A 22,561-nucleotide genomic window follows, 5' to 3' on the forward strand; every position below is an offset into this window, starting at 1 on the left:
AACAGGCGTGCAACGAGCAACAGGTGTTCAACGAGGCCAAAAAAATGATCCCCGGCACTAATGCCGGGGATCATTTCCACTCGGAGACTGCCTCAGGCAGTTCCGAAGTGCGTGACTAGACGAGCGTAACGCCGGTAGCCTGGGGGCCCTTGGCGCCCTGGCCGATCTCGAACTGAACGCGAGCGTTCTCGTCGAGGGTCTTGAAGCCGCCGGTCTGGATCTCGGAGTAGTGAACGAAGACATCGCCATCGGAGTCATCCGGGGTGATGAAGCCGAAGCCCTTTTCAGCGTTGAACCACTTGACGGTTCCCTGTGCCATGTATTTCTCCTCATTGTGGATCTTGTATAAGTCCGGCACACTTCGTGCCGGACTTGGTCACTCTGCGAGAAGAACCTTGGCTTTCGGACCGGGAGAACCGGGCTTCGGCGGCCGGAGCTTCACGCTCGCAACATGTCTTGCGAGCATGAAAAAACACGTACACAAAGACTCGTATAAGAATTTCATGACAGTTGCGTCAGGTCAACGGGCGCGGCAGAGAATTCCGTAAATTTTGTACAAAGAACGGATGAACCCGAGAGGGAACGAATTCCCGGAACGGTACCGTTGTCAGGAAAGCGGTACAAGCGGGGAGCTTGGGTACGGCCCCGGTCAGAGGCCGGGGCCGTACCTGCCGTGGCGGCCTCACGCATGCCGGCCAGCGCCTCGCGCAACGGCGACGGGTCAGCGTGCAGCGCCGGATAAGCAGCCGCCGCGGCGGTTCCTTCCAGTGCGAGGCGGACAAAATAAACCTCCGCAAGGTCATCCTGGGAAGCAGACCGAACGAAAGTTCCGCGGCGGGGGATGTTTTCGACCAGCCTGGTGGAGGACAGTTCCCGCAGGGCTTCGCGGACAGGGGCCTGGCTGACGCCGAACTCCTTGGCGAGCTGGAGTTCTACGAGGCGGGTGCCCGGTGGGTAGGTGCCGTCAACCACCCGGTCCACGATGGTCCGTTTGACCTTTTCCGAGAGGCTCTCGTTCTCAAATGCTGCTGCCACCACCATCTCCCCAGTCTTTCACAAGGCTCTCTCCGCCCTGGCCCTCCAGGACCGGGCAACGGCGTGGCCTTAGAACAGCCGGGACTCGACGTCGTCGACTCCGCGCATGGCGTCGTAGTCGAGCGTGAGGCAATCGATGCCGCGGTCCTTCGCGAGGACCCGCGCCTGGGGCTTGATCTGCTGGGCGGCGAAGACCCCGCGCACCGGGGCCAGGAGCGGGTCGCGGTTCAGCAGTTCCAGGTACCGCGTGAGCTGTTCGACGCCGTCGATGTCGCCGCGGCGTTTGAGCTCGATGGCGACGGTGGCGCCGTCGGCGTCCCGGGCCAGGATGTCCACGGGTCCGATCGCGGTGAAGTACTCGCGGCGGATCAGGGAGAATCCGGTGCCGAGAAGCTCGATCTGGTCGGCCAACAGCCGCTGCAGGTCCGCCTCGACCCCGTCCTTGATCAGGCCGGGGTCCTGGCCCAGCTCGTGGGAAGTCTCATGCAGCTGCTCATGGATGTTGATGATCAGCCGGTCATCGGTCTTGGCGGACTGGACCGTCCACTGCTCGATCACCCCGAGCTCGACGTCCACCTCGTCCGGGGTGGAGACGCGCAGGGACGCCGGCGGGCTCATCCAGTTCAGCGGTTTATAGGATCCGCCGTCCGAGTGGACCAGGACGGAGCCGTCGGCCTTGACCAGCAGGAGGCGGGTGGCCAGCGGAAGATGGGCTTTGAGCCGGCCGACATAATCGACAGAGCATCGGGCTATGACTAAACGCACCCGGTCAACACTACCGTCTGAAGGGAGCGGGAGGCATCCGGGCTGGGGCAGAATGGAAGCATGCCCCGTTCCAACCGACCCCGACGCGCTGTCTCTGGAAAGACAGGCGCTGGAAGAACAGCCTCGGGAAGAACGGGTGCCGGAAAAACCGCGCGGCCCGGGGCCAAGGGCGGGCCAGTGCCGGAGCTGGACCTGGAGCGCGCACGCTCGGGATTTGCCCGCCGGGAGAGCGCACCGGACGGGGAATGGATGGTCCGCCCCATCACGGCGGCACGGGCCGAGAAGAGCTATATCTGCCCGGGCTGCAACACCTCCGTGCTGCCGGGGGTGGCGCATCTTGTGGTCTGGTCCGAAGACCATATCTTCGGTGCGGCCGCCGGTCTGGCCGAGCGCCGGCACTGGCATTCGAACTGCTGGACCTCGCGCAACTACCGGTATCGCTGACCGGTTTCGCTAAGCTGGACAGCATGACTTTTGACCCGACGTCGTACGTTTTCAGCCAGCCTTCCGAACCCACAGTGATCCGCGCCTCCACCGTGCTCCCGGCGCATCGGGAAAACGTGGAGCTCCGCACCGGGGACGGCCACCGGCTGGTCGGCGAGCTGGCGCTGCCCGAATCCGGCGGGATCAAGGCGACCCTGATCACCCTGCACCCCTTGCCCACACACGGCGGGTTCATGGACTCCCACGTCTACCGGAAGGCCTCCTACCGCCTGCCCGCCCTGGCCGGAATCGCCGTGCTCCGGTTCAACACCCGGGGCACCGCCTCGCCCCGCGGCACCAGCTCAGGGGCATTTGAAGAGGGCATCGGCGAACGCCTCGACGTTGAGGCCGCCGTGCAGTTCGCCGTGGACCGCGGGCTGCCTAACCGCTGGCTGGTGGGCTGGTCGTTCGGGACGGAGCTCGCACTGATGTACGGGGCGTCCGGGCCGGTGGCTTCCGAGATCGAGGGCGCCATCCTGCTTTCGCCCCCGCTGCACCGCGCCACCAATGCGCACCTGGCGGAATGGGCCGGCTCAGGCAAGCCGCTGAAGGTGCTGGTTCCGGAGCACGACGACTACCTGCAGCCGGCCGCCGCGGCGGAGCGCTTCAGCCTGGTGCCGCAGGCCCGTGTGGTAGGAGTCGACGGCGCCAAGCATCTGTGGGTGGGCGAGAAGTACGCGGGCCGCGTCCTGAACGAGATCGTGGACGAGGTCCTTCCCGGTGGAAGCGGCGGAACCGGTGGGGCCGGCAGTACGGGTACTGCGCTGCCGCAGGAATGGGACGGCCCGGTGGCCACGGCACACGCCTGAGGCACCTTCCCGTCAGTGATTGTCCTGGCGCACAATGAAGATTTCCTTCACCAGCAGCATGATCGCCGCGGCAGTAGGGATGGCGATCAGCGCACCGAGGACGCCGAGGATGCTGCCGCCGGCGATCACCGAGATGACGGCCACGGCGCCGGGCACCGCGACGGCCTTCTGCATGATGCGCGGGGAGATGAAGTAGGCCTCGAACTGCAGGTAGGCGAAGTAGCAGATCGCGTAGACGACGGCCGTCTGCCAGCCCGCGGTCAGGGCAATCAGCGTCACGAGCACGCCGGCAATCATGCCGCCGACCAGCGGAATGAAGGCCAGCAAGGCCACCACAAACGCGAGCAGCACGGCAAACGGGACGCCGAGGATCGACATCACGATGAACGCGAAGGTGGCGTTCAGCAGGGCGACGACGGCCTGGCCGATCACGTAGTTGCCGACCGAACCGGTGATTTCCTCCGAGAGGGCCTCGACCCGGGCCCGCCGGGACCGTGGCGCCAGCCGGTAGCCCCATTTTTTCATGGCAGGCAGGGCGGCCAGGAAGTAGAGGCTCAGGACCAGGACGATCAGCGCCCCGAACAGGCCGTTTGCCACGGTGGAGCCGAAGCCGACGACGCCGCCGAAGATGCCGCCCATCGCCTCCGGGTTATTGACGAACTTTTCGAGTTCCAGGGTGATGCGTTCCCGCACGCCGAACTGGTTGTCGACGCTTCGGAAAAAGTCCGAGTCGATGAAGTCCTGGATCCAGCGCGGCGCCTCCTGCACGATCTGGGTCACCTGCTGGACGATCGTGGGGATGAGGGTGGCGAAGAAGCTGCCCACGGCCAGGGTCAGGGCGGAGACGGCCACCACGATGCCGGCGGCCCGGGGGACCTTCTTGCCCTCAAGCCAGCGCACCACGGGGTCCAGGCCGAGGGCGATGAAAAGTGCGGCCACGATCCACAGCAGCAGCTGCGTGGTGTTGGAACCGATCCAGTACACCAGCAGCGCTACGCCGACGCCGACCGTCCCCATGAACCCGACGTAGAGGGGATGCTTGGAGGACATGCGCGGTCCGGGGTCGCCGAAGCGGGCGCTGTCCTCGGCTTCCGGCGTGGGGGCTTCCTCTTCATGCTCCGGCGGCATTTCGAAACGGAGCCGCGGCTGGGCCCCAGGGAGGGGCTGGCGCAGGCGGCGCGCCAGGGCGATCAGCACTCCAGCCACAGCGGCCCGGCGGTTCGAAACGTGCTCCTGGGGTCCGGGTCCGCGTTCGTTGGGTCCGTGTCCGTGTCCGTCGGATTCGGATTCGGATTCTTGGCTTTCTTCTTGTCCTGCGGGGGACGAATCCGTGTGTTCACTCACTGCGTTGAAGGCCCTTTATCTCTGTTTGTCCCCTGCGGAGCCGCGGTCGCGGGCCGGATGTGATGATCACCGCACAGACTATCAGCAGGCTTGCTAGCGCGCGGATCTAAAGCCTGCGGACTCGCAGCCGGAGAGCTTGACAAATCTGCCGATCTGACTCCTGGGTAACAAAATGGTTACTATTGAAGCTAAGCGTCCGCTGATGATAGGTACTATTTTGCGTTTTAAGACTGCAGTTGCATTAGTGCTGCTGGGCCTCCTGACACTGCTGGCGGGAATCGGCCAGAAGACATTCTGGGCTCCGGCCGAGACCGTCACGGCCACTGCCCCTGCCGACGCCGCCGCGGCGCCGCTGACCGTTTTCGACGAGAAGCTGCGCACACTGCACGGCGGCACGGTCAAGATCAAGATCCAGGGGGAGGGCAGCTTCATGCTGGCCGCCGGCCGGCCGGACGACGTCGATGCGTGGGTCGGCCCGACCGCCCACAACACCGTTTCCGGAGTCTCCGACGACGGCAAGGCGCTGCAGTTGACGCATACCGACGGCGAGGCAACCGCGCCGTCGCCCGCCGGTTCCGACCTGTGGGTCACCACCGAGAACGCCAGCGGCGACATGAACTACTCGTGGACGCCCCCGGCCGACGGCGACTGGTCTCTCCTGCTCGCGTCGGACGGCACCAAGCCGGCCCCGACGTCGATCACCATGATCTTCCCGAATGACACCTCCACTCCATGGGCCATCCCGTTCATGGTGCTCGGCGGCCTGCTGATCGTCGCCGGTGCCGCGCTGCTGGTCCCCAAGCCCAAGCCCGGTGCCGGAAACGGCAACGGCGGTTCTCGCGGCAACCGGTTCCGCCGCCGTCCGGCGGCAAATGCCGCCGGACGCACCACAGCAGCAGCCGGGGACACAGCCCCCGCCGGGGATACTGCAGCCGGTACAACATCCGCCATCCCGACGGTGGAACCCAAGGATCCGGCCGAAAACAGCGCTGCCGGTCCCCGCACCGCGCGGCGGCGCCTACGCCGGTCCGGCGCGGTCCTGGCCGTACTGACGGCTTCCGCCGTCGCCGGCACCGGCGTGGCCGCGCAGGCCAGCCAGACCCCCGCGCCGGCCCCGGTCACCTCGACCAGCGCCGCTGCCGCGCCCGCGCCGCCGTCGTCCGCCGCTGCCGACACGGCTCCGGACGCTCCGGTGCTGATCGATGTGCAGTTCCGCCGGATCCTCGAGCAGGCTGCCGGGGCGGTCGACGCCGGCGACGCAGCGAAGGACGCCTCCAAACTCGAGCCGCGAGTGGCGCAGACAGAGCTCGAAGTCCGCACGGCGAACTACAAGATTCGTTCCCAGGTCGGCTCCTACGAGGCGCGGATGCCGGTCCGGGCGACCAAGCTCCTGACCACGGTGGTCACCAGCAAGCGCAGCTGGCCGCGCTCGGTCATGGCGGTGACACAAGGCGAAGGCAATGTCGTCCCGCAGCTGCTCACGCTCACCCAGACGTCACCGCGGGAGAACTACAAACTCGTTGCCACCACGCCGCTGCAGCCGGGCACCACGTTCCCGGCCATCGCGAGGGACGGCACCGAGACGCTTGCTCCGTCCGACAAGTCGGGGCTCCTGTACAGCGGTGAGGAAGCGCTGGCCGGGCTGGGCGACCGCCTGACCAGTGCCGATTCCGCGTTCAAGGACAAGCTCGTGGAGGGAGAGTCCTCCCCGTACATCGCGGACACGCTCGCCTACCAGGCGGACGTGGTCAACTCCGGTGTCAACGGCACCTTCGCCTTCACGCACAAGGCGGTCCCGGAAAGCACCATCGTGTTCCGCACCGCCGACGGCGGCGCTCTTGTGCTGGGCAGGCTGAACTTCGGGTTCGACGGCACTCCCAAGGCCGCCGGTGACAAGCTGACCATCGGCGACGACGCGGCTGCCCTCGCGGGCGGCAAGGAAACGAGCACCGGCATGGTGCTGAACTTTGCCGAGTCCATGGCGGTCTACGTTCCGCCGGCAGGGTCCACGGATCCGATGAAGCTCATTGCCGCCACCCGTGGCCTGGTCGGGGCGAGCTTCAAGTAGCCCCACGCCGGTAGCGGTAGCAGGAGCAGCGTCAGCTGCCGCCGCCGCCGGGCCGCTGTCTTTTCGGGTGGTAACGGGCTTCCGGGTGCTAACGGGCGGGCCGCAGTGGTTAGAGTGGTGCTATGACTTCGCCAGCTTCCCGCCCGGTCCCGCCAGCTGCCGCCAACCCGCTCAACCTGCGGGGCGCCGTCGACCTCTCCTCGCTGAAGCAGCGGCCGCCAGCGCCCCCTGCCACCGGACCGGCCGCGGGTCCCGCCGGGGGTCCGGCCGCGGGTCCTGCGGCTCCAGACGGGTCGGGTGCCCCGGCACCGGGGGCCGACGCGACGGAACATGCGGGCGGCCCCTTGCGGGTGGACGTCACCGAGGCCAACTTCCAGGAGCTCGTGGAGCTCTCCGCCCAGGTCCCCGTGGTGATCGCGCTCTGGGCCCCCTATTCACCGGGCTCCGGCCAGCTCGTGGACGATCTGGCCCAGATCGTGGACAGCTACGACGGCCGGCTCGTGCTCGGCGCGGCCGATATCGAGGCCTTCCCGCAGCTCGCCCAGGCGTTCCAGGTCCAGGCCGTGCCGACCGCCGTAGCGGTGGTCAAGGGCCAGCCGGTTCCACTGTTCCAGGGCGGCGCAGAGGAACAGCAGATCCGCAGCCTGCTCGATGAACTGCTCAAGGTTGCCGCGGCCAACGGCGTGTCCGGGCGGATCGGCGCCGGCGGCCCGGGGGCGGACGAGGCCGAGGCTCCGCCGCTGCCGCCCCTGCACCAGGAGGCGTTCGACGCCATCGAAGCCGGGGACTACGCGACGGCGGCCGCCGTCTACCGGCAGGCCCTGCTGGAGATGCCGGCGGACGCAGAGGCCAAGGCCGGGCTGGCCCAGGTGGAGCTGATGGGCCGCCTCCAGCCGCTCTCCGCCGCGGACACCGAGGCCCTGCGCGCCCTGGCCGCCGACGAGCCGGATAACCTGGACGCCCAGCTCGGCGCGGCGGATCTGGACGTCGCCGGCGGACACGTCGAGGACGGCCTTGGCCGGATCGTCTCCTTCATCGGCAGGAACTTCGGCCCCGAGCGCGAAACCGCCCGGGTCCGCCTGCTGGAGCTGTTCGACGTCGTGGGCATCCATGATGACCGCGTCGCAAAGGCCCGCCAGAACCTTGCCCGCGTGCTCTTCTGATGGCGTCGGCCCTGTTCACGCCGCTGGAACTGCGCTCCCTGCGGCTGCAGCACCGCGGCTGGGTCTCGCCGATGTGCCAGTACAGCTGCGGGCCGGAGACCGGGGAAGGCGTCCCCAACGACTGGCACCTCATGCATCTGGGCTCCTTCGCGACCGGCGGCGCGGCCCTCATCCTCACCGAAGCGGCAGCGGTGAACGCCACGGGCCGGATCAGTCCCCGGGACGCGGGCCTCTACAACGACGAGCAGGCTGCAGGCTGGGAGCGGATCACGTCCTTCGTGCACCGCCACGGAACCGCGGACACCAAGATCGGCACCCAGCTGGCGCACGCCGGCCGGAAGTCATCCACCTACTGGCCGTATTCCGGGAAGCAGGGCACCGTCCCCGCCGCGGAGGGCGGCTGGGACACCGTGGCCCCCAGCACCGGTGCCTTTGACGGCTATGCGGCGCCCTCGGCCATGACGGCGGAGGAGATCGACGGCGTGATCGCCGATTTCGCCGCCGCCGCGGTCCGTGCCGTCGACGCGGGCTTCGACACCATCGAAATCCACGGCGCCCACGGCTACCTCCTGCACCAGTTCCAGAGCCCGCTCGTCAACGACAGGACCGATGCCTGGGGCGGCGACGAGGAACGCCGGAACCGGCTGACCCTCGCCGTCATTGATGCGGTCAGGGACGTCATTCCGGACTCCATGCCCCTGTTGCTGCGGATCTCCGCCTCCGACTGGGCCGAGGGCGGCATCGACGCCGGGGCCTCGGTCCGGATGGCCAAGGTTGCCTCGGAACACGGGGTGGACCTCGTGGACGTCTCCAGCGGCGGGGCCGTGGCGCACCAGCAGATTCCGTTGGGCCCGGGCTACCAGACCGGCTTCGCCGCCCGGATCCGGCGCGAAACCGGTGTCCGGACCGGCACCGTCGGCCTGCTGACCTCGGCCGGCCAGGCCGAGCACGCCGTCGCCACCGGCCAGGCGGACGGCGTCTTCATCGCCCGGGCCGCGCTCCGGGACCCGCACTGGTGGATGCGGGCGGCGTTTGAGCTGGGCCACGAGCTGGCCTGGCCTCCGCAGTACGAGCGGGCCAGGCCGCGCCACTCGTTCTAATATGTACGGGACCGGGAGACCGGTTCCGGCGTCTGCGTCCGCAGCGGAACACGCCCCGGTAAGGACCGCACGGAGTACGCCTTTCGGACGATCCTTTCCCGCCCGGCGGCAGTTAGTCTAACGACATGACTTTTCAGCAACCGGATCCTCATGCCCCTGGGAACCTGCCGGCGTCGAATCCGTCGGCCCCGCCGGTTCCCGCCCTGTCGCTGCGCGGGCTCGCCAAGCGCTTCGGCGAGAAGATCGCCGTCGACGGCATCAGCCTGGACGTTCCGGCCGGCTCGTTCTACGGAATCGTGGGCCCCAACGGGGCAGGCAAGACCACCACGCTGTCCATGGCCACGGGGCTGCTGCGGCCCGAGTTCGGCACGGCGCTGGTGCACGGAGTCGACGTCTGGCAGCGCCCCCTGGACGCCAAGAAACTGATGGGGATCCTGCCCGACGGCGTGCTGCTCTTCGACCGGCTGACCGGCGAACAGCTGGTGAGCTACGCCGGGTTGCTGCGCGGCATGGACAAGAACGTGGTGGCGTCCCGGGTCAAGGAGCTGCTCTCCGCCCTGGACCTGGGCCAGGACGCCGGCACGCTGGTGGTGGACTACTCCGCCGGCATGACCAAGAAGATTGCCCTCGCCTCGGCACTGATCCACGCGCCGCGGCTGCTGGTGCTGGATGAGCCGTTCGAATCCGTGGACCCCGTCTCCGCAGCAAACATCCGCGACATCCTGGACCGTTACGTGGCGTCCGGCGGCACCGTCATTGTCTCGAGCCATGTCATGGACCTGGTCCAGCGGATGTGCGACCACGTCGCCGTCGTGGCCGCGGGCCGGCTGCTCGCGGCCGGCACCGTGGACGAGGTCCGGGCCGGCGAGTCCCTGGAGGACCGCTTCGTCCAGCTGGTCGGCGGCCGCAGCCACACAGAGGGGCTGGAATGGTTGCGCACCTTCTGAGGCTCAAGCTCACCCTGCTGCGCAACAGCGTCCGGCGCAGCCCCTGGCAGCTCGTGGGCCTCGGCATCGGGGCCCTGTATGCGCTGGGAATTGTGGGGCTGGGCATCGCCGTGCTGGTGTTGCTCCGCGGGGCCGACGCCGGGCTGGCCCAGACTGTCGTGGTGCTCGGCGGTGCGGCGGCAATGCTGGGCTGGGCCGTCATCCCGGTGGCGGTCTCCGCCGTGGACATGACCCTGGACCCGGCACGGTTCACCACCTCCGCCGTGCCGATGCCGCAGCTGCTGGCCGGCCTGGCCCTGGGCGGGCTGATCGGCATCCCCGGTTTCGCGACCTCGCTCGTGGCCCTGGCAACCGTCGCGACCTGGTCCCGGAGTGTCCCTGCCGCGGCAGGCGCCCTCGCGGGGGCCGTCCTCGGCGTGCTGAGCTGCGTTCTGCTCTCCAAAGTGGTCACCACGGCGACGGCAGGACTGGCCGCTTCCCGCCGCTTCAAGGACGTCAGCGCCATCGTTTTCCTGATCCCGCTGGTGCTGATGGGGCCCATCGTGGCCGGCGTCGCCGAAGGTATCGCCGGCTCCGGCGATTTCCTGGCAGAACTGGCCGGTTCGCTGTCCTGGACTCCCGCCGGGGCTGCCTGGTCGCTCGGCGGCGAGCTGGCCGCGGGCAGTTACGGGGCCGCGGCGTGGAAGTTCGTCATCGCGCTGGCCACCGTCGCCGGGCTGGCCCTGTGCTGGAGGGTCCTGCTGCAGCGGGCCCTCGTCACGCCGCCCTTCGCCGGCAGCGCCAAGAAGCGGACGGGCGGGCTGGGACTCTTCGCCCTGTTCCCGGCGACGCCGACCGGCGCGGTGACCGCCCGCTGCCTGATCTACTGGCTGCGGGACCCCCGCTATGCCAGCGCCGTCGTCATCGTTCCGCTGCTGCCGGTGCTCCTGCTGTTCCAGGCCGGCCAGTCCGGATCCTACGGTCTGCTCGTCGTCGTCGGGCCAATGACGGCCTTCCTGCTGGCGTGGTCCCTCTCCTCGGATGTCAGCTATGACAGCACGGCCTTCGCCCTGCACCTCTCCAGCGGGGTGCGCGGAATTTCCGACCGCCTCGGCCGGGCGCTGGCATGCCTGCTGTTTGCGTTGCCGGTGGTGCTGGCCTTCAGCGTCCTGCCCTTCCTGTTCAGCGGGGACTGGGTCCTGCTGCCGGGATTGCTGGGACTCTCCCTCGGCATCCTGTTCAGCGGCATGGGCCTGTCCTCGGTGGTCTCGGCGCGCTACACCGTCGCCGTTCCGCTGCCGGGGGACAGCCCCTTCAAGAAGCCGCCGGGCAACGTGGCGCAGACCATGGCCGTGCAGTTCGGCGGCGTGGGGGTGCTCCTGCTCCTGGTGGCCCCGGAAGCGGCACTCATGGCTGCGCAGCTCGTCACTGGAAGCGCGGTGCCCGGCTGGATCAACCTGGTCCTCGGGCCGGTCCTGGGCCTGGCGCTGTTTGCGGGCGGCATCCGGCTGGGCGGCAAGTGGCTCGACGGACGGGGCCCGGAGCTGCTGGCACAGCTGGCCGTCAACCGTTGACGGTATTGGACGGCTGTGCCGTTGAACCGCCGTGGGATAGCCTGCCAGTAACGCAAGACACCCGAGATGCAGCGATCTATGGCTGCGAGGCAGCGGAACACCAGGAGAGGGGCCCGGACCATGGAAGTCGTCATCCTTCCCGGCAGCAAGGCGATCGCCATGCTCGCGGCGGACGCGATCGAGGCGCTGCTCCGGCGCAAGCCAGGTGCCGTCCTGGGCCTGGCCACCGGTTCCTCCCCGCTTCCCGTCTACACTGAGCTCGCGCTGCGGCATGAGCGGGACGGCCTGGACTTCAGCCAGGCACGGGGCTTTGCCCTCGATGAATATGTGGGCCTGCCCCCGGGGCATCCCGAGTCCTACCGCGAGGTCATCAGGCGCGAATTCACTGAGCGGGTGAACATCGGCGCGGCCAACGTGCACGGCCCGGACGGCGCGGCGGCGGACATCCCTGCCGCCTGCCAGGCCTATGAGGATGCCATCCGGGAGGCCGGGGGAGTGGATCTCCAGCTCCTCGGCGTGGGCACGGACGGCCACATCGGCTTCAATGAGCCGGGTTCCTCACTCGCTTCCCGGACCAGGATCAAGACCCTGGTTGAGCAGACGCGCCGGGACAACGCGCGGTTCTTCGGAAGCCTCGCCGAGGTGCCCCACCACGTCGTCACCCAGGGGCTGGGCACCATCCGGGACGCCCGGCATGTGATTCTCATTGCCACCGGGGCGCAAAAGGCGCAGGCCGTCCGTGACCTGGTGGAAGGCCCCGTCGCTGCCATCTGCGCGGCCTCGGTGCTGCAGCTGCATCCGCATGCCACGATCCTGGTGGACGAGGCTGCCGCATCCTCGCTCCGGCTCGCCGACTATTACCGGCACAGCTATGACAACAAGCCCTCCTGGCAGGGCCTGTAGGGCCCTTTTGTTGGAGTACCGGCGCGCTACCGGCGGAGTACCGTCCGGGATGCCGGTGGAATACCGTCGCAATTCTTTCCGTTCCAGCGGCTAGGATGGGTGTCATGACTAGCATGACCGATCCTCTCGAAAACGACCCGATGCGCGAGCTCTCCGGAGCCGGAACGTCGACGGCCACGATCGAGCGCGAGGAACTGCGCCAGGAGGTGGAACCGGGTGACCGGGACCGCTTCTCGCACTACGTGCGCAAGGAAAAGATCATGGAATCCGCACTGTCGGGGGAGCCTGTCATCGCTCTCTGCGGCAAGGTGTGGACCCCCGGCCGTGACCCGAAGAAGTTCCCCGTCTGTCCGGAATGCAAAGAGGTCTATGACGGCCTCCGCCCGGGCAGTGACGGCGGCAAGGGCTCCGGCGACAAATAGGCGGACCCCGCCCAGAGCCGCGCAGCCCGCCGCCCCGCTTCCGCGCGTGATCATCATGACCGCCCCCGGCTGAGGGATCTCCCCGGGCCGGCCATTTATTCTTCCGTTGCGCAGTTGCGCACGGCGTTGTGAAGTGCTGCGTGGTTCACGGTGTCCGGGGCACGCTCCCGGCACATGCTGACGGTTCATCCGAAAAAGATTGGTGTTTTTGTGCTTAATTGGGTTTCTCCGGCAGCGGCAGACATTCGCGGGATGGAGGGCACCTAGGTGACAGAGACACTCTTTGGCGGCCCCACGCTGCCTCCCGCGTATCCGGAGCGGGCCGCCTGGGGCACCGCGCCGAAGCTCCGTGCCTGGCAGCAGGAGGCGCTCGACAGTTACTTCGGCACGCACCCGAAAGACTTCCTCGCGGTCGCTACGCCGGGCGCCGGCAAGACCACCTTTGCGCTGCGGGTGGCATCGATGCTGATCGAGGCCGGCGTCGTCAACCGCATCACCATCGTGGCGCCCACCGACCACCTGAAGAGCCAGTGGGCCGACGCCGCCGCCAGGGTGGGCATCGCCATCGATCCGAACTTCAAGAACGCCGACGGCCAGCATGGCCGCGGCTTTATCGGCGTCGCGGTCACCTACGCGCAGGTGGCCAGCAAACCGATGCTGCACCGGGCCAAGACCGAGGCGGCCCGCACGCTGGTCATCCTGGATGAAATCCACCACGGCGGCGAGGCCCTGTCCTGGGGCGACGGGCTCCGTGAGGCCTTCGAGCCCGCCGCCCGCCGGCTCTCCCTGACGGGAACGCCGTTCCGCTCCGACACCTCGCCGATCCCGTTCGTGGAGTATGCCGAGGACCGCGACGGCATCCGGCGTTCCAAGGCCGACTACACCTACGGCTACGGCAAGGCGCTCCGCGACCATGTGGTCCGTCCGGTCATGTTCATGGCCTACTCCGGCCAGATGCGCTGGCGCACCAGCGGCGGCGAGGAAATGGCGGCCTCGCTCGGCGAATCCGCCGTCACCAAGGACGTGACCGCCCACGCCTGGCGCACCGCGCTGAATCCCACGGGCGAGTGGATCCCCGCGGTGCTCGCCGGGGCCGACAAGCGCCTCAGTGAGGTCCGCCGGACCGTTCCCGACGCCGGCGGCCTGGTGATCGCGACCGACCACGACGACGCGCGCGCCTACGCCGGCCAGCTGAAGAAAATCACCGGCGAATCGCCCACCGTCATCCTCTCCGACGACGCCAAGGCCTCCAGCAAGATCGAGGAATTCACCGCCAGCGAGAAGCGCTGGATGGTGGCCGTCCGGATGGTGTCGGAAGGCGTGGACGTCCCGCGGCTGTCCGTCGGGGTCTATGCGACCTCCATCTCCACTCCGCTGTTCTTCGCCCAGGCCGTGGGGCGCTTTGTGCGTGCCCGCAAGCGCGGTGAGACGGCGTCGGTCTTCCTGCCCTCGGTGCCGCAACTGATGGCGCTGGCGAACTCCATGGAAGCCGAGCGGGACCATGCCCTGGACCGCCCGGAAAAGGAAGACGGCGATGGCCTGTTCAATCCCGAAGACTCGCTCATGGACGAGGCGAACCGGGAGGAGAAGGCCTCCGACAGCCTCACGAAGGGCAAGTTCGAGGCCCTGGACTCGCAGGCCTCCTTTGACCGCGTGCTGTTCGACGGCGGCGAGTTCGGCACCGGCGGCGAGGTGGGCTCGGAGGACGAGCTGGACTTCCTCGGGATCCCCGGCCTACTCGACGCCGAACAGGTCGGCACGCTGCTGCGCCAGCGCCAGCACGAGCAGCTGAACCGCAAGAACGCGCGCGCCCCGCAGGCAGCTGCTGCTGCCGCCGCGGCACCGGCCGTCCCGGACCACCGGATGCTGATGGACCTGCGCACGGAGCTGGCCAAGAACGTGGCGGCCTGGTCCGCCCGGACCGGCACGCCGCATGGGGTCATCCACACCAAGCTCCGGACGGTCTGCGGCGGCCCGGCCGTGGCGCAGGCCGACGAGGCGCAGCTGCAGACCCGGCTGCGGAAGCTCCAGGACTGGTTCATCGGCCGGAAGTAGCCTCCTGTCCGAACAAATACGCTCCAGGGACGATTCGGCGGCATCGACCGTTGAAGTAGTAGGCGGATGCTCGAACGCCGCGTTTTGAAGAAGGAGTTTGTTTGCTGATTGTCTTGACCGGAATTGATGGCTCAGGAAAAACAACGGCCGCGCGGGCGACGGTTACTGCCTCCCGCCGGGCAGGCAGGGACGCGCTCCTGCTCAGCAACTATGCCGGCCGGCGCCGGATGTCCCTGCTGAGCGCGAGGTGCGGCGTACAGTTCCATCCACGCCTGGCGGATGCCTGGGAGACAATCATCCGCACTGCGAATGTGCTGATTTCCCATGCCAGGGCCCACCGGTATCCGGGCTTGGTCATCATGGACCGGCACCTGCACTGCCAGCTGGCGTTGCGCAAGGCCCGGGGCCTTCCCCGGGGACGTTTTCTTCCTTTCCTCCTCCGGAAGCTTCCAAAGCCTGACCTGGTCATCCACCTCGTCCTTGACCCTGAGCTGGCACACCGAAGAGTGTCGGCACGCGGCACGGACGCGGAAACCCTCGATGATCTGAACTCGTTCCGTGCCGCCTACCAACGCACAGTCCCTTAGCTGCGGACGCTGAGTCTCTGGATGAATTCGTCAGCCTGGGCCAGGTTGTGGGCCATCTTGGCCCGCTGGTGAATGGCCCTCTCCAGAAATTCGGCGATTCTGTCCGTCCCATCGCTGGCCGGCTCCGCTGGGTTCGGCTCCGCTGGGCTCGGATCCGCCGGGTGCTGCGAGGCAAGGATGCCGAGGATCTCGGCCATTTCCTCCAGCGAGAATCCCAGGGGCTTCATCTGCTTAATGACCATGAGACGTTTGACGTCGTCCGCTGAGTACACGCGGAAGCCGCCATCGGTGCGGGCGGTGGCAGGGAGCAGACCGACGTCGTCGTAGTGACGGATAGTCCGCAGCGAGAGCCCCGTCCTGTCGGCGAGTTCACCGATGTGCATGGTGTTGCTGCTGGTCTTTGCCGCCATTCGGGTCTCCAATCCTGTTCCGCGTTAAACCCTACCATCACGTTAGGGTAGGGTTAAGGAGTGCGGTGAGACCTTTAAGAAGAAATCCCGCTCTTCCCGGCTTGGCGCAGCGCCCCCTTAATCCTTAGAAAAACGACGGCGCCCCAGTGCGTCTTCTTGACCATGCGAGGAGCAGCAATGGCCGTCAAAACCGCCGGGGACCACTCCGCCTTCACCCCTGAACAACTGCAGTCCGTGCGGGGCACCCTGATGTCACCGCGCCGGCTCAAGACCGAGGTCCTGGCGGGACTCGTGGTCGCGCTGACCCTGATCCCGGAAGCGATTGCCTTCTCCATCATCGCCGGTGTCGATCCGAGGCTGGGACTTTTCGCCTCCTTCACCATGGCCGTCACGATCGCCTTCGTGGGCGGCCGCCCCGCCATGATTTCCGCCGCGACCGGCGCAGTGGCCCTGGTGATCGCTCCGCTGGTGAAATCCCATGGGATTGATTACTTCATCGCCGCCATCATCCTCGCCGGCGTCTTCCAGGTCATCCTGGGTCTGTCCGGAGTGGCGAAGCTGATGCGCTTTATTCCGCGCTCGGTGATGGTGGGCTTCGTTAACGCCCTCGCGATCCTGATCTTCATGTCCCAGGTCCCTGAACTCCTGGGCGTACCTTGGCTGGTGTACCCGCTGGTTGCCCTGGGCCTTGCCATCGTGTTTGGGCTGCCGAAACTGACCAAGGCAGTTCCGGCCCCGCTCGTGGCCATCGTGGTCCTGACCATCATCACGGTGCTGGCCGCCGTCGCCGTCCCGGCCGTGGGCGACAAGGGCGAACTGCCCGATTCCCTGCCGTCCCTGTTCATCCCGAACGTGCCGTTCAGCCTTGAGACTCTGCAGATCATCTTCCCGTTCGCCCTGGCAGTGGCCTTCGTCGGACTGCTCGAATCACTCATGACCGCCAAGCTCGTCGACGACGTCACGGACACCCGCTCCCACAAGAGCCGGGAAGCCTGGGGCCAGGGAGTTGCCAACATCGTCACCGGCTTCTTCGGCGGCATGGGCGGCTGCGCGATGATCGGCCAGACCATGATCAACGTCAAAGCCTCCGGAGCCCGCACCAGGATCCCCACCTTCCTGGCCGGCGCCTTCCTTCTCATCCTCGTGGTGGCCCTGGGCGACGTCGTCGCGCTGATCCCGATGGCCGCCCTGGTCGCAGTGATGATCTTTGTCTGCTGGGCCACCTTCGACTGGCACAGCATCCACCCGCGGACCCTGAAAATGATGCCGAAGAGCGAAACGCTGGTCATGGTCGCCACCGTCATCGTCGTAGTCGCCACCCACAACCTCGCCATCGGCGTAGGCGTCGGCGTGCTCGTGGCCATGGTCATGTTCGCCCGCCGCGTTTCTCACTTCGTCACTGTGGAACGCTCCGTCAAGACGATCGACGGCCGGGAAACGGCGAGCTACGTGGTGGACGGCGAATTGTTCTTCGCCTCCTCCAATGACCTGTACACGCAGTTCGACTACGCCCAGGACCCCGAGCACGTCGTCATCGACATGCACGCCTCCCACCTCTGGGACGCCTCCACCATCGCCGCACTGGACGCAATCACCGAGAAGTACCACCACCACGGCAAGGACGTGTTGATCATCGGCCTCAACGACGCCAGCATCCTCATGCGCGAACGCCTCGGCGGCAAACTCGGGGCCTGAGGAGGATCGGTACGGAAATTCACTTTGAGGGGCGGCGGTGCGAATTCCGGCTTCTGATGGCGGAATCTCTCGGTTCCGGGCGGAGGTGTCGCCGGCGCGCTTGATGGCGCGGTAGGCGGTTGAGCCCTTGAGCGACCGCGAAGAGTTCGGCCATCAGTGAAGCAGTTCGCCCGCGAGCCCCACCAGGCATTCGATCAGTTCGCCCTTGTGGCTGTTCACTGCCCTGCAGTCAGGTAATAATCCACCTCGTAGAAGGTCGTTGTGGGCGTGGGCATCCCAGCTTCCGCCGTTATGGGACCTATCTGCTCTTGGGCGAAAGCGTCAAACTCCTCGCGACTCTTCCAGACATCGGTGACGCGTATGCCGCCGTCGGTGGCCGCTGCCCAGTGGAATAGGCTTCCTGGGGCATTCGGGCCGCCCAAAGTATGGCCCATCTGTTCATGGGCCTGTACGAACTGTTCGAGTGTGGCGCCGGGAAAATCCAATATCACTGCGATTGCCATGACATTCTCCTGTGACGAGACGAGCCTGGTCGGATACGTAAGTCAGGTTTAGCGCTGTTCGTCAGGACCGGCAACGGATTTGAGTGCTTGGCCAGAGAATGTATGGCCGGCGGTAGCTGGGATTTTCGGCTCAGCTACCCCTTCGGCAGTCAGACCAGCCTCCAACAAAAGTGATCGCCAGAGTGTGCCTGACACAGGGCTCCTTGCGGCTCACGGGGGCTCAAAACTACCCGCTCAGGAGCCCATCAAAGATCGATTCCCGAGAGCTTATCCGGCGCGCACTATGAGCGGACGAGCGCCTGCCGACGGCGGGGCGGTCCGGCCCAGACAATCGTAGGCGTCACCGCACCGGGGTGTGGTCGTTATCTCCGCGTCGTGAACTGGATCTGGATGCGCTTGAGTTCGGCGCGTGGAAGCACGGAGGTCACGATGCCACCGCCTGCCAGTTCTGCGCCGATGCCGTATACGAACGGGTCCGTATCGACCTCCGTGCCGGGCACTTCGACTCCATTGACGAGGACTCTGACCTGACCATTGACCATCAGGTCGGTTAGTGCGGGTGCGGGTTGGTCCCAGGGGTTGCCGCTCGGCCCGAGCTCCTGCCGGTACTGGTTCATGAGGATGTAGTTGACGTGGTCGACCAGCATGCTGCGGGCCGAAGAACGCTCGGATGAGTCGCGGTGCCAGGTAGTTCGCACGGCATCCCACAGCTGCGGGTATCGCATTCGCTGCACCTGCTCGACCAGCCACGCGGGTCGCGGCCTTGGTGGAACATCCTCGATCGCCCTCCGCGTCTGCTCGTCGAGGTCCGCGAGGTTCACAGGGTCTGAACGGTCAATCGGGTTTCGCCAGACTGTATAGGTGACGCTCGCTGTCATTTCACTGTATCCACGAGCGTCCTGACCGTATCCCAGACCGACGGTATCCGTGTCCTCCAGCGAGGGCTGGGACACGAGTCCCATCACCGGTATGGGCATGAGTTTCAGGCGCTCAGCCTGCTCGACACGAGGGTTGGGCGCGTCTTCGGGGAGAATTCCAGCCACTCTCATGCCTCGATTATGAACCGCACACATGGTCGGGAGCCTATATACATGGGGACGAGATTGCCGCCCACCGGTCCGGTGACCGTTCCCCTATCGGCGTCTCTTGGCCCGAGCGCCGAACTCGTCAAGAACCCTCACAACATCCTCCGCCAGCCAAATGCGGTTGCGCCTTCCGTCAGTGATTTGAGTCAGGACGTCGGCATCAACAAGACGGTCGATAGCGACCTGAGCGTTGACGACTGAGATACCAAGTTGGGTTGCGGCGGCGCCGCTGTCAATAGCTGGCTGGCGCAGGAGGATATCCACGAGACCGGTAGGCCGCAGAGTCTCTTCTCGCCCTAATGCGCTCGCGCCATTCGACCTGGACGGCTTCCAGGTCGTTGACGAGGATACGACCGTTGTGTATCGCCGCGAATGATGCCTCAGCGACAGAGCTGAGAATCGGGGCGATATTCCCTGACCTGTACGCACCCAGAGCATCGAAGTATCGACCAGTGTTGTGGAGCAGCCCCGCCGAAACTGGAACCGGGACGATTCGAGTGAGCTGTCCACCGCGCAGCATCGCCTGGATAAGTGCGCGGCCGACCCGGCCATTGCCGTCGGGAAACGGGTGGATCGTTTCGAATTGAGCATGGGCGATCGCCGTCTTTTCGGACAGGGCGAGAGCAGCTTGCATGGCTCTCACGTTGCCCACGATCAGCTGCGCCTTCTTCGAGGCGTGCTGGCCGAGCTCCGCCAAGGCGATCTGTCGTGCCCCGCGCTGGTGACGTTCTCAATTTCTGAGCTGGCGGCGCTTTCGGTACGCAGGAGAATGGATGCGAATGGTGCCGCGAACTGACCTACTTCGGCGTCGAAGCGACACGAGCATACCAACGCTTAGCAACTTATCCATAGTTATGCCGCACTGATCTTCTGAGTTGCCGAAGGAGATGGCTTCAGGCAGCCGAGGACGCGTTCTCGGCGCCCGCACAGGGTTCCCCATACGGACACATAATGGCTGTGATCTGCACGGGTACGGCGGATGTTTCCCTACAGGTTCTTCAGGAGGCGTTCCACGCGGGGCTTGACCTCGGTGGCGAGCAGGGTCAGGGATTCGAGGAAGTGTTCCTGGGGCAGGCCGCCGATGTCCATCTGCAGGAAGTGGCGCATGTGTCCCATGTGGCCGTGCAGGTCCGCGATGCGTGCGGCGACCTCGTCGGGGTCTCCGACGTAGTATGCGCCCGGGGCCTCGGCCTGCGCCAGGAACTGCCGCTTGTCCGGTGCCGGCCAGCCGCGGAGCTTGCCCATTTCGATGTTCAGGTTGTACCAGCCGGGATAGAAGCGTTCCAGCGCTTCCTTCTTGGTCGGTGCGATCAGGCCGAGTGCCGCCACGGAGACCTTGACGTCCTCGCCCTTGTGTCCGGCCTGCGCGGCGGAGGCGCGGTACAGCTCTGCCAGCGGGGCAAACCTGGCGGGGGCTCCGCCGATGATGCCGTAGGAGATGGGCAGGCCGAGCTTTCCGGCGCGGACCGAGGACGGGGCGCTGCCGCCGGTCGCGAGCCAGAGGGGCAGCCTGCCGTTGACAGGCCGGGGCACGACGGCCAGGTCGTGGAGGGCGGGCCGAACGGTCCCGGACCAGGTCACGTTTTCGGTGGTGCTGTTGTTGATGGTCATCAGCAGGTCCAGCTTTTCGGCGTAGAGCCGGTCGTAGTCCTTCAGGTCGTAGCCGAAGAGCGGGAACGTCTCCACCGAGGATCCGCGGCCGGCGGTGATTTCCACCCGGCCGCCGCCGGAGACGGCGTCGGCGGTGGCGAACTGCTGGAACACCCGCACAGGGTCGTCGGTGCTGATGATGCTCGCGCCGCTGCCGAGCTTGATCTGCTTCGTGGCGGCCGCCGCGGCGGCGATCACGGTGCCCGGGGAGGAGGCCGGCATGTCGAGGGTGTGGTGTTCGCCCACCCCGAAGTAATCCAGCCCGTTCCGGTCGGCGAGGACGATCGCCTCGAAGAGGTTGCCGATGGCCTCGGCGGTGGGCCGGAGGCTTCCGTCGGGGTTGCGTTGGGTGTCGCCGAAGCTGTAGGCGCCGAGTTCCATGATGTTCTCCTGTGTGCAGTGCTGCGGGGTTTTTGAACGACCGGGCTCAGGCGCGGGCGGGCTCGCGGTCCGCGCCCAGGATGGCGCGCAGCCGGTGCGCCGGGTGGCTGCCGTTGAAAATCTCGGTGCCCGGTTGGAAGGCGCGTCCGGCTGCGAGCGGACCCGCATCCACCAGGTCGTAGCCAAGACGGTCGATGAAGCCGGCAACGAGGGCCTTCGCGTCGTGGTTGTCGCCGGCCAGGGCCAGGGACCGCCGGCCTTCGGAACCCGGCCCCCGGCCGTCTTCTTCGAGATCGTGGTAGCCGATGTGATTAAGCGTCTTCACGATTTTTGCGCCGGCCAGGTAGGCCTGAACGATTTCGCTACTCGTCCTGTCATCGGTCTCGAAGTCCTCAATCTCCCCGTCGACCGGTGCCCAGTAGTTCATTGCGTCGATGACCGTCCGGGCGGCCAGCAGATCCGGGTCTAGGGTGCGGTACTTGTGCAGCGGTACCGCCACGACGACGATGTCCGCCCCCGCCGCATCGGCGGCCGCGACGGCCACCGCGCCGGGGGTAATGATCTCCACCAGCAGGGCGATTTCGTCCGCCGGCTTTGTGGTGGCGATCCTGACGTCGTAGCCGGCTTTGAGAGCCTGCCGGGCGACGGCGGTCCCGACCCGGCCGGCCCCGAGGATTCCAATGGTCCGGGCTTCTGCCGGCTGGTTCTGCGGAACGCTCATGCTGCTGGTCCTTCCGAGATCAATTTATGTTGCTAGACAGACTATATTCCCAACAGAACATCTGCACAACTTCACGTCTGCCGGTATGATGTGTTCATGACCGAAAGCACACAGGGCCGCCCCGGGACCACGACGGCGGCCGTTCCGGGTGACCTGGGGTGGCATCTGGGAATGGTGCTGCGCGGCTACCAGACCCGCTTCGAGGCCGCCGTCGCAGAGATGCCGGCCGGCATCCGGGGTTTCCAGGTGCTGTCTGCCGTCGTGCACAAGGATCCGCCGAACCAGCAGGCCCTCGGGGCGCATCTGGCTATTGACAGGACCGTCCTGACCTACCTGATCGACACTCTGGTGGCTGCCGCCGTCGTCGAACGCATCCCCGACCCGGCCGACCGCAGGGCCCGGAAAATCATCGCCACCGAAAGCGGCCGGCACACGCTGGCCGTCTATGAGGACCGAGTGGCGGCCGCGGAAGCTGATCTCCTGGCCGGACTCGAAGACGACGATGCCCGTTCCCTTGGTGTCCTGATCGGCCGGCTGGCAAAAAATGTCCACCGCACCCAGCCCGGGGCCAGCCCCTGCGAAGCGATGGACAATCTCTAGGCCGCTGTCATCTAGGTGCCGAAGGAGCCCGGCTCCCGGGGCTCCCACTCTTCTGGAGAAGTATGCCCGCCCCATGGAATTGGTTGGGCAAGAGTTATTGGCAGATGGGAGCCAGTGTCCTCGGCGCCCGGGATCAGCGACCGCAACGGCATACGTACTCAATTGCGCGTTTTCGACTCTATTTGCGCCCTTGAGTGGTCCTTGATGTGGGTGTCCGGCAGGAACTCACGGCCGGGAAGGCATTACTTTGCATTGAATGCATCCGCGGATCGGGACGCCCAC

22 protein-coding genes and 1 pseudogene are annotated in these 22,561 nt (G+C 66.7%); 13 read left to right on the forward strand and 10 right to left on the reverse strand.

Annotated elements, in window-relative coordinates; genetic code table 11:
- Positions 1-115 precede the first annotated feature (115 nt).
- The 3 genes from ABIB26_RS03505 to nucS all read right to left on the reverse strand — a co-directional run bounded on the left by ABIB26_RS03505 (position 116) and on the right by nucS (position 1,800).
- The gene (locus ABIB26_RS03505) at positions 116-319 is read right to left on the reverse strand and encodes a cold-shock protein (RefSeq protein WP_024365900.1); all 204 of its coding nucleotides are present in this window, start codon (positions 317-319) and stop codon (positions 116-118) included.
- Positions 320-501: 182 nt separating this feature from the next.
- Positions 502-1,041, reverse strand: coding sequence for a GntR family transcriptional regulator (locus ABIB26_RS03510; protein WP_354239629.1), 540 nt, complete (start codon positions 1,039-1,041; stop codon positions 502-504).
- 63 nt (positions 1,042-1,104) lie between these two features.
- Positions 1,105-1,800, reverse strand: coding sequence for an endonuclease NucS (gene nucS, locus ABIB26_RS03515; protein WP_354239631.1), 696 nt, complete (start codon positions 1,798-1,800; stop codon positions 1,105-1,107).
- Positions 1,801-1,860: 60 nt separating this feature from the next.
- Here nucS and ABIB26_RS03520 point away from each other — a divergent pair, with 60 nt between their 5' ends.
- The gene (locus ABIB26_RS03520) at positions 1,861-2,244 is read left to right on the forward strand and encodes an Rv1322 family protein (protein WP_354239633.1); all 384 of its coding nucleotides are present in this window, start codon (positions 1,861-1,863) and stop codon (positions 2,242-2,244) included.
- A gap of 23 nt (positions 2,245-2,267) precedes the next feature.
- The gene (locus ABIB26_RS03525) at positions 2,268-3,092 is read left to right on the forward strand and encodes an alpha/beta hydrolase (protein WP_354239635.1); all 825 of its coding nucleotides are present in this window, start codon (positions 2,268-2,270) and stop codon (positions 3,090-3,092) included.
- 12 nt (positions 3,093-3,104) lie between these two features.
- Here ABIB26_RS03525 and ABIB26_RS03530 read toward each other — a convergent pair whose 3' ends face one another.
- Positions 3,105-4,298 (reverse strand): AI-2E family transporter, encoded by a 1,194-nt coding sequence (locus ABIB26_RS03530; RefSeq protein ID WP_354239845.1) that lies wholly within the window; start codon positions 4,296-4,298, stop codon positions 3,105-3,107.
- A gap of 340 nt (positions 4,299-4,638) precedes the next feature.
- Between ABIB26_RS03530 and ABIB26_RS03535 the strand changes: the two genes are divergently transcribed.
- From ABIB26_RS03535 to ABIB26_RS03575, 9 genes and pseudogenes are all read left to right on the forward strand, one after another.
- Entirely contained in the window at positions 4,639-6,504 is a 1,866-nt protein-coding gene (locus tag ABIB26_RS03535) for a hypothetical protein (RefSeq protein WP_354239637.1), read from the forward strand.
- Between the two features lie 122 nt (positions 6,505-6,626).
- The gene (locus ABIB26_RS03540; RefSeq protein ID WP_354239639.1) at positions 6,627-7,667 is read left to right on the forward strand and encodes a tetratricopeptide repeat protein; all 1,041 of its coding nucleotides are present in this window, start codon (positions 6,627-6,629) and stop codon (positions 7,665-7,667) included.
- The gene (locus ABIB26_RS03545; RefSeq protein ID WP_354239641.1) at positions 7,667-8,767 is read left to right on the forward strand and encodes an NADH:flavin oxidoreductase/NADH oxidase; all 1,101 of its coding nucleotides are present in this window, start codon (positions 7,667-7,669) and stop codon (positions 8,765-8,767) included. Before ABIB26_RS03540 ends, ABIB26_RS03545 begins: the two co-directional genes overlap by 1 nt.
- Positions 8,768-8,892: 125 nt before the next feature.
- Entirely contained in the window at positions 8,893-9,714 is an 822-nt protein-coding gene (locus ABIB26_RS03550; protein WP_354239643.1) for an ABC transporter ATP-binding protein, read from the forward strand.
- Positions 9,696-11,267 carry a transporter gene (locus ABIB26_RS03555; RefSeq protein ID WP_354239645.1) on the forward strand — a complete coding sequence of 524 codons (1,572 nt, stop codon included), beginning with the start codon at positions 9,696-9,698 and terminating at the stop codon, positions 11,265-11,267. Before ABIB26_RS03550 ends, ABIB26_RS03555 begins: the two co-directional genes overlap by 19 nt.
- 120 nt (positions 11,268-11,387) lie before the next feature.
- Positions 11,388-12,170, forward strand: a complete 783-nt coding sequence (gene nagB / locus ABIB26_RS03560) for a glucosamine-6-phosphate deaminase (protein ID WP_354239647.1) — start codon at positions 11,388-11,390, stop codon at positions 12,168-12,170.
- 104 nt (positions 12,171-12,274) lie between these two features.
- Positions 12,275-12,592 (forward strand): DUF3039 domain-containing protein, encoded by a 318-nt coding sequence (locus tag ABIB26_RS03565; protein ID WP_426978578.1) that lies wholly within the window; start codon positions 12,275-12,277, stop codon positions 12,590-12,592.
- A 267-nt stretch (positions 12,593-12,859) separates the two neighbouring features.
- Positions 12,860-14,647, forward strand: a complete 1,788-nt coding sequence (locus tag ABIB26_RS03570) for a DEAD/DEAH box helicase (protein WP_354239651.1) — start codon at positions 12,860-12,862, stop codon at positions 14,645-14,647.
- A gap of 101 nt (positions 14,648-14,748) precedes the next feature.
- A pseudogene (locus ABIB26_RS03575) lies at positions 14,749-15,222 on the forward strand (nucleoside/nucleotide kinase family protein); the annotation flags it as partial.
- Positions 15,223-15,230: 8 nt separating this feature from the next.
- Here the strand turns inward: ABIB26_RS03575 and ABIB26_RS03580 are convergent.
- Entirely contained in the window at positions 15,231-15,644 is a 414-nt protein-coding gene (locus tag ABIB26_RS03580; protein ID WP_354239653.1) for a MerR family transcriptional regulator, read from the reverse strand.
- Positions 15,645-15,821: 177 nt separating this feature from the next.
- Here ABIB26_RS03580 and ABIB26_RS03585 point away from each other — a divergent pair, with 177 nt between their 5' ends.
- Positions 15,822-17,339 (forward strand): SulP family inorganic anion transporter, encoded by a 1,518-nt coding sequence (locus tag ABIB26_RS03585; RefSeq protein WP_354239655.1) that lies wholly within the window; start codon positions 15,822-15,824, stop codon positions 17,337-17,339.
- Positions 17,340-17,554: 215 nt separating this feature from the next.
- Here the strand turns inward: ABIB26_RS03585 and ABIB26_RS03590 are convergent, their stop codons facing one another.
- The 5 genes from ABIB26_RS03590 to ABIB26_RS03610 form a co-directional block, all read right to left on the reverse strand.
- Positions 17,555-17,842 carry a hypothetical protein gene (locus tag ABIB26_RS03590; protein WP_354239657.1) on the reverse strand — a complete coding sequence of 96 codons (288 nt, stop codon included), beginning with the start codon at positions 17,840-17,842 and terminating at the stop codon, positions 17,555-17,557.
- Between the two features lie 362 nt (positions 17,843-18,204).
- The gene (locus tag ABIB26_RS03595) at positions 18,205-18,891 is read right to left on the reverse strand and encodes a hypothetical protein (protein ID WP_354239659.1); all 687 of its coding nucleotides are present in this window, start codon (positions 18,889-18,891) and stop codon (positions 18,205-18,207) included.
- Between the two features lie 268 nt (positions 18,892-19,159).
- The gene (locus tag ABIB26_RS03600) at positions 19,160-19,561 is read right to left on the reverse strand and encodes a Fic family protein (protein ID WP_354239847.1); all 402 of its coding nucleotides are present in this window, start codon (positions 19,559-19,561) and stop codon (positions 19,160-19,162) included.
- A 353-nt stretch (positions 19,562-19,914) separates the two neighbouring features.
- On the reverse strand, positions 19,915-20,958 hold the full coding sequence (locus ABIB26_RS03605) for an LLM class flavin-dependent oxidoreductase (RefSeq protein ID WP_354239661.1): 1,044 nt from the start codon (positions 20,956-20,958) through the stop codon (positions 19,915-19,917).
- 46 nt (positions 20,959-21,004) lie between these two features.
- Positions 21,005-21,679 (reverse strand): NADPH-dependent F420 reductase, encoded by a 675-nt coding sequence (locus ABIB26_RS03610; protein ID WP_354239663.1) that lies wholly within the window; start codon positions 21,677-21,679, stop codon positions 21,005-21,007.
- A 96-nt stretch (positions 21,680-21,775) separates the two neighbouring features.
- Between ABIB26_RS03610 and ABIB26_RS03615 the strand changes: the two genes are divergently transcribed.
- Positions 21,776-22,279, forward strand: a complete 504-nt coding sequence (locus tag ABIB26_RS03615) for a MarR family winged helix-turn-helix transcriptional regulator (protein ID WP_354239665.1) — start codon at positions 21,776-21,778, stop codon at positions 22,277-22,279.
- The last annotated feature ends 282 nt before the right edge of the window (positions 22,280-22,561 follow it).

Source organism: Arthrobacter sp. UYEF20, assembly GCF_040546335.1.
Taxonomy (GTDB): domain Bacteria; phylum Actinomycetota; class Actinomycetes; order Actinomycetales; family Micrococcaceae; genus Arthrobacter.

Bases quoted from the DNA above. Each gene is read 5' to 3' on its own strand.
- ABIB26_RS03505 (WP_024365900.1), bottom strand. From the start codon at position 319: ATGGCACAGGGAACCGTCAAGTGGTTCAACGCTGAAAAGGGCTTCGGC.
- ABIB26_RS03510 (WP_354239629.1), bottom strand. From the start codon at position 1,041: ATGGTGGTGGCAGCAGCATTTGAGAACGAGAGCCTCTCGGAAAAGGTC.
- ABIB26_RS03520 (WP_354239633.1), top strand. From the start codon at position 1,861: ATGCCCCGTTCCAACCGACCCCGACGCGCTGTCTCTGGAAAGACAGGC.
- ABIB26_RS03525 (WP_354239635.1), top strand. From the start codon at position 2,268: ATGACTTTTGACCCGACGTCGTACGTTTTCAGCCAGCCTTCCGAACCC.
- ABIB26_RS03535 (WP_354239637.1), top strand. From the start codon at position 4,639: ATGATAGGTACTATTTTGCGTTTTAAGACTGCAGTTGCATTAGTGCTG.
- ABIB26_RS03540 (WP_354239639.1), top strand. From the start codon at position 6,627: ATGACTTCGCCAGCTTCCCGCCCGGTCCCGCCAGCTGCCGCCAACCCG.
- ABIB26_RS03545 (WP_354239641.1), top strand. From the start codon at position 7,667: ATGGCGTCGGCCCTGTTCACGCCGCTGGAACTGCGCTCCCTGCGGCTG.
- ABIB26_RS03550 (WP_354239643.1), top strand. From the start codon at position 8,893: ATGACTTTTCAGCAACCGGATCCTCATGCCCCTGGGAACCTGCCGGCG.
- ABIB26_RS03555 (WP_354239645.1), top strand. From the start codon at position 9,696: ATGGTTGCGCACCTTCTGAGGCTCAAGCTCACCCTGCTGCGCAACAGC.
- nagB (WP_354239647.1), top strand. From the start codon at position 11,388: ATGGAAGTCGTCATCCTTCCCGGCAGCAAGGCGATCGCCATGCTCGCG.
- ABIB26_RS03565 (WP_426978578.1), top strand. From the start codon at position 12,275: ATGACTAGCATGACCGATCCTCTCGAAAACGACCCGATGCGCGAGCTC.
- ABIB26_RS03580 (WP_354239653.1), bottom strand. From the start codon at position 15,644: ATGGCGGCAAAGACCAGCAGCAACACCATGCACATCGGTGAACTCGCC.
- ABIB26_RS03585 (WP_354239655.1), top strand. From the start codon at position 15,822: ATGGCCGTCAAAACCGCCGGGGACCACTCCGCCTTCACCCCTGAACAA.
- ABIB26_RS03590 (WP_354239657.1), bottom strand. From the start codon at position 17,842: ATGGCAATCGCAGTGATATTGGATTTTCCCGGCGCCACACTCGAACAG.
- ABIB26_RS03595 (WP_354239659.1), bottom strand. From the start codon at position 18,891: ATGAGAGTGGCTGGAATTCTCCCCGAAGACGCGCCCAACCCTCGTGTC.
- ABIB26_RS03600 (WP_354239847.1), bottom strand. From the start codon at position 19,561: ATGCAAGCTGCTCTCGCCCTGTCCGAAAAGACGGCGATCGCCCATGCT.
- ABIB26_RS03605 (WP_354239661.1), bottom strand. From the start codon at position 20,958: ATGGAACTCGGCGCCTACAGCTTCGGCGACACCCAACGCAACCCCGAC.
- ABIB26_RS03610 (WP_354239663.1), bottom strand. From the start codon at position 21,679: ATGAGCGTTCCGCAGAACCAGCCGGCAGAAGCCCGGACCATTGGAATC.
- ABIB26_RS03615 (WP_354239665.1), top strand. From the start codon at position 21,776: ATGACCGAAAGCACACAGGGCCGCCCCGGGACCACGACGGCGGCCGTT.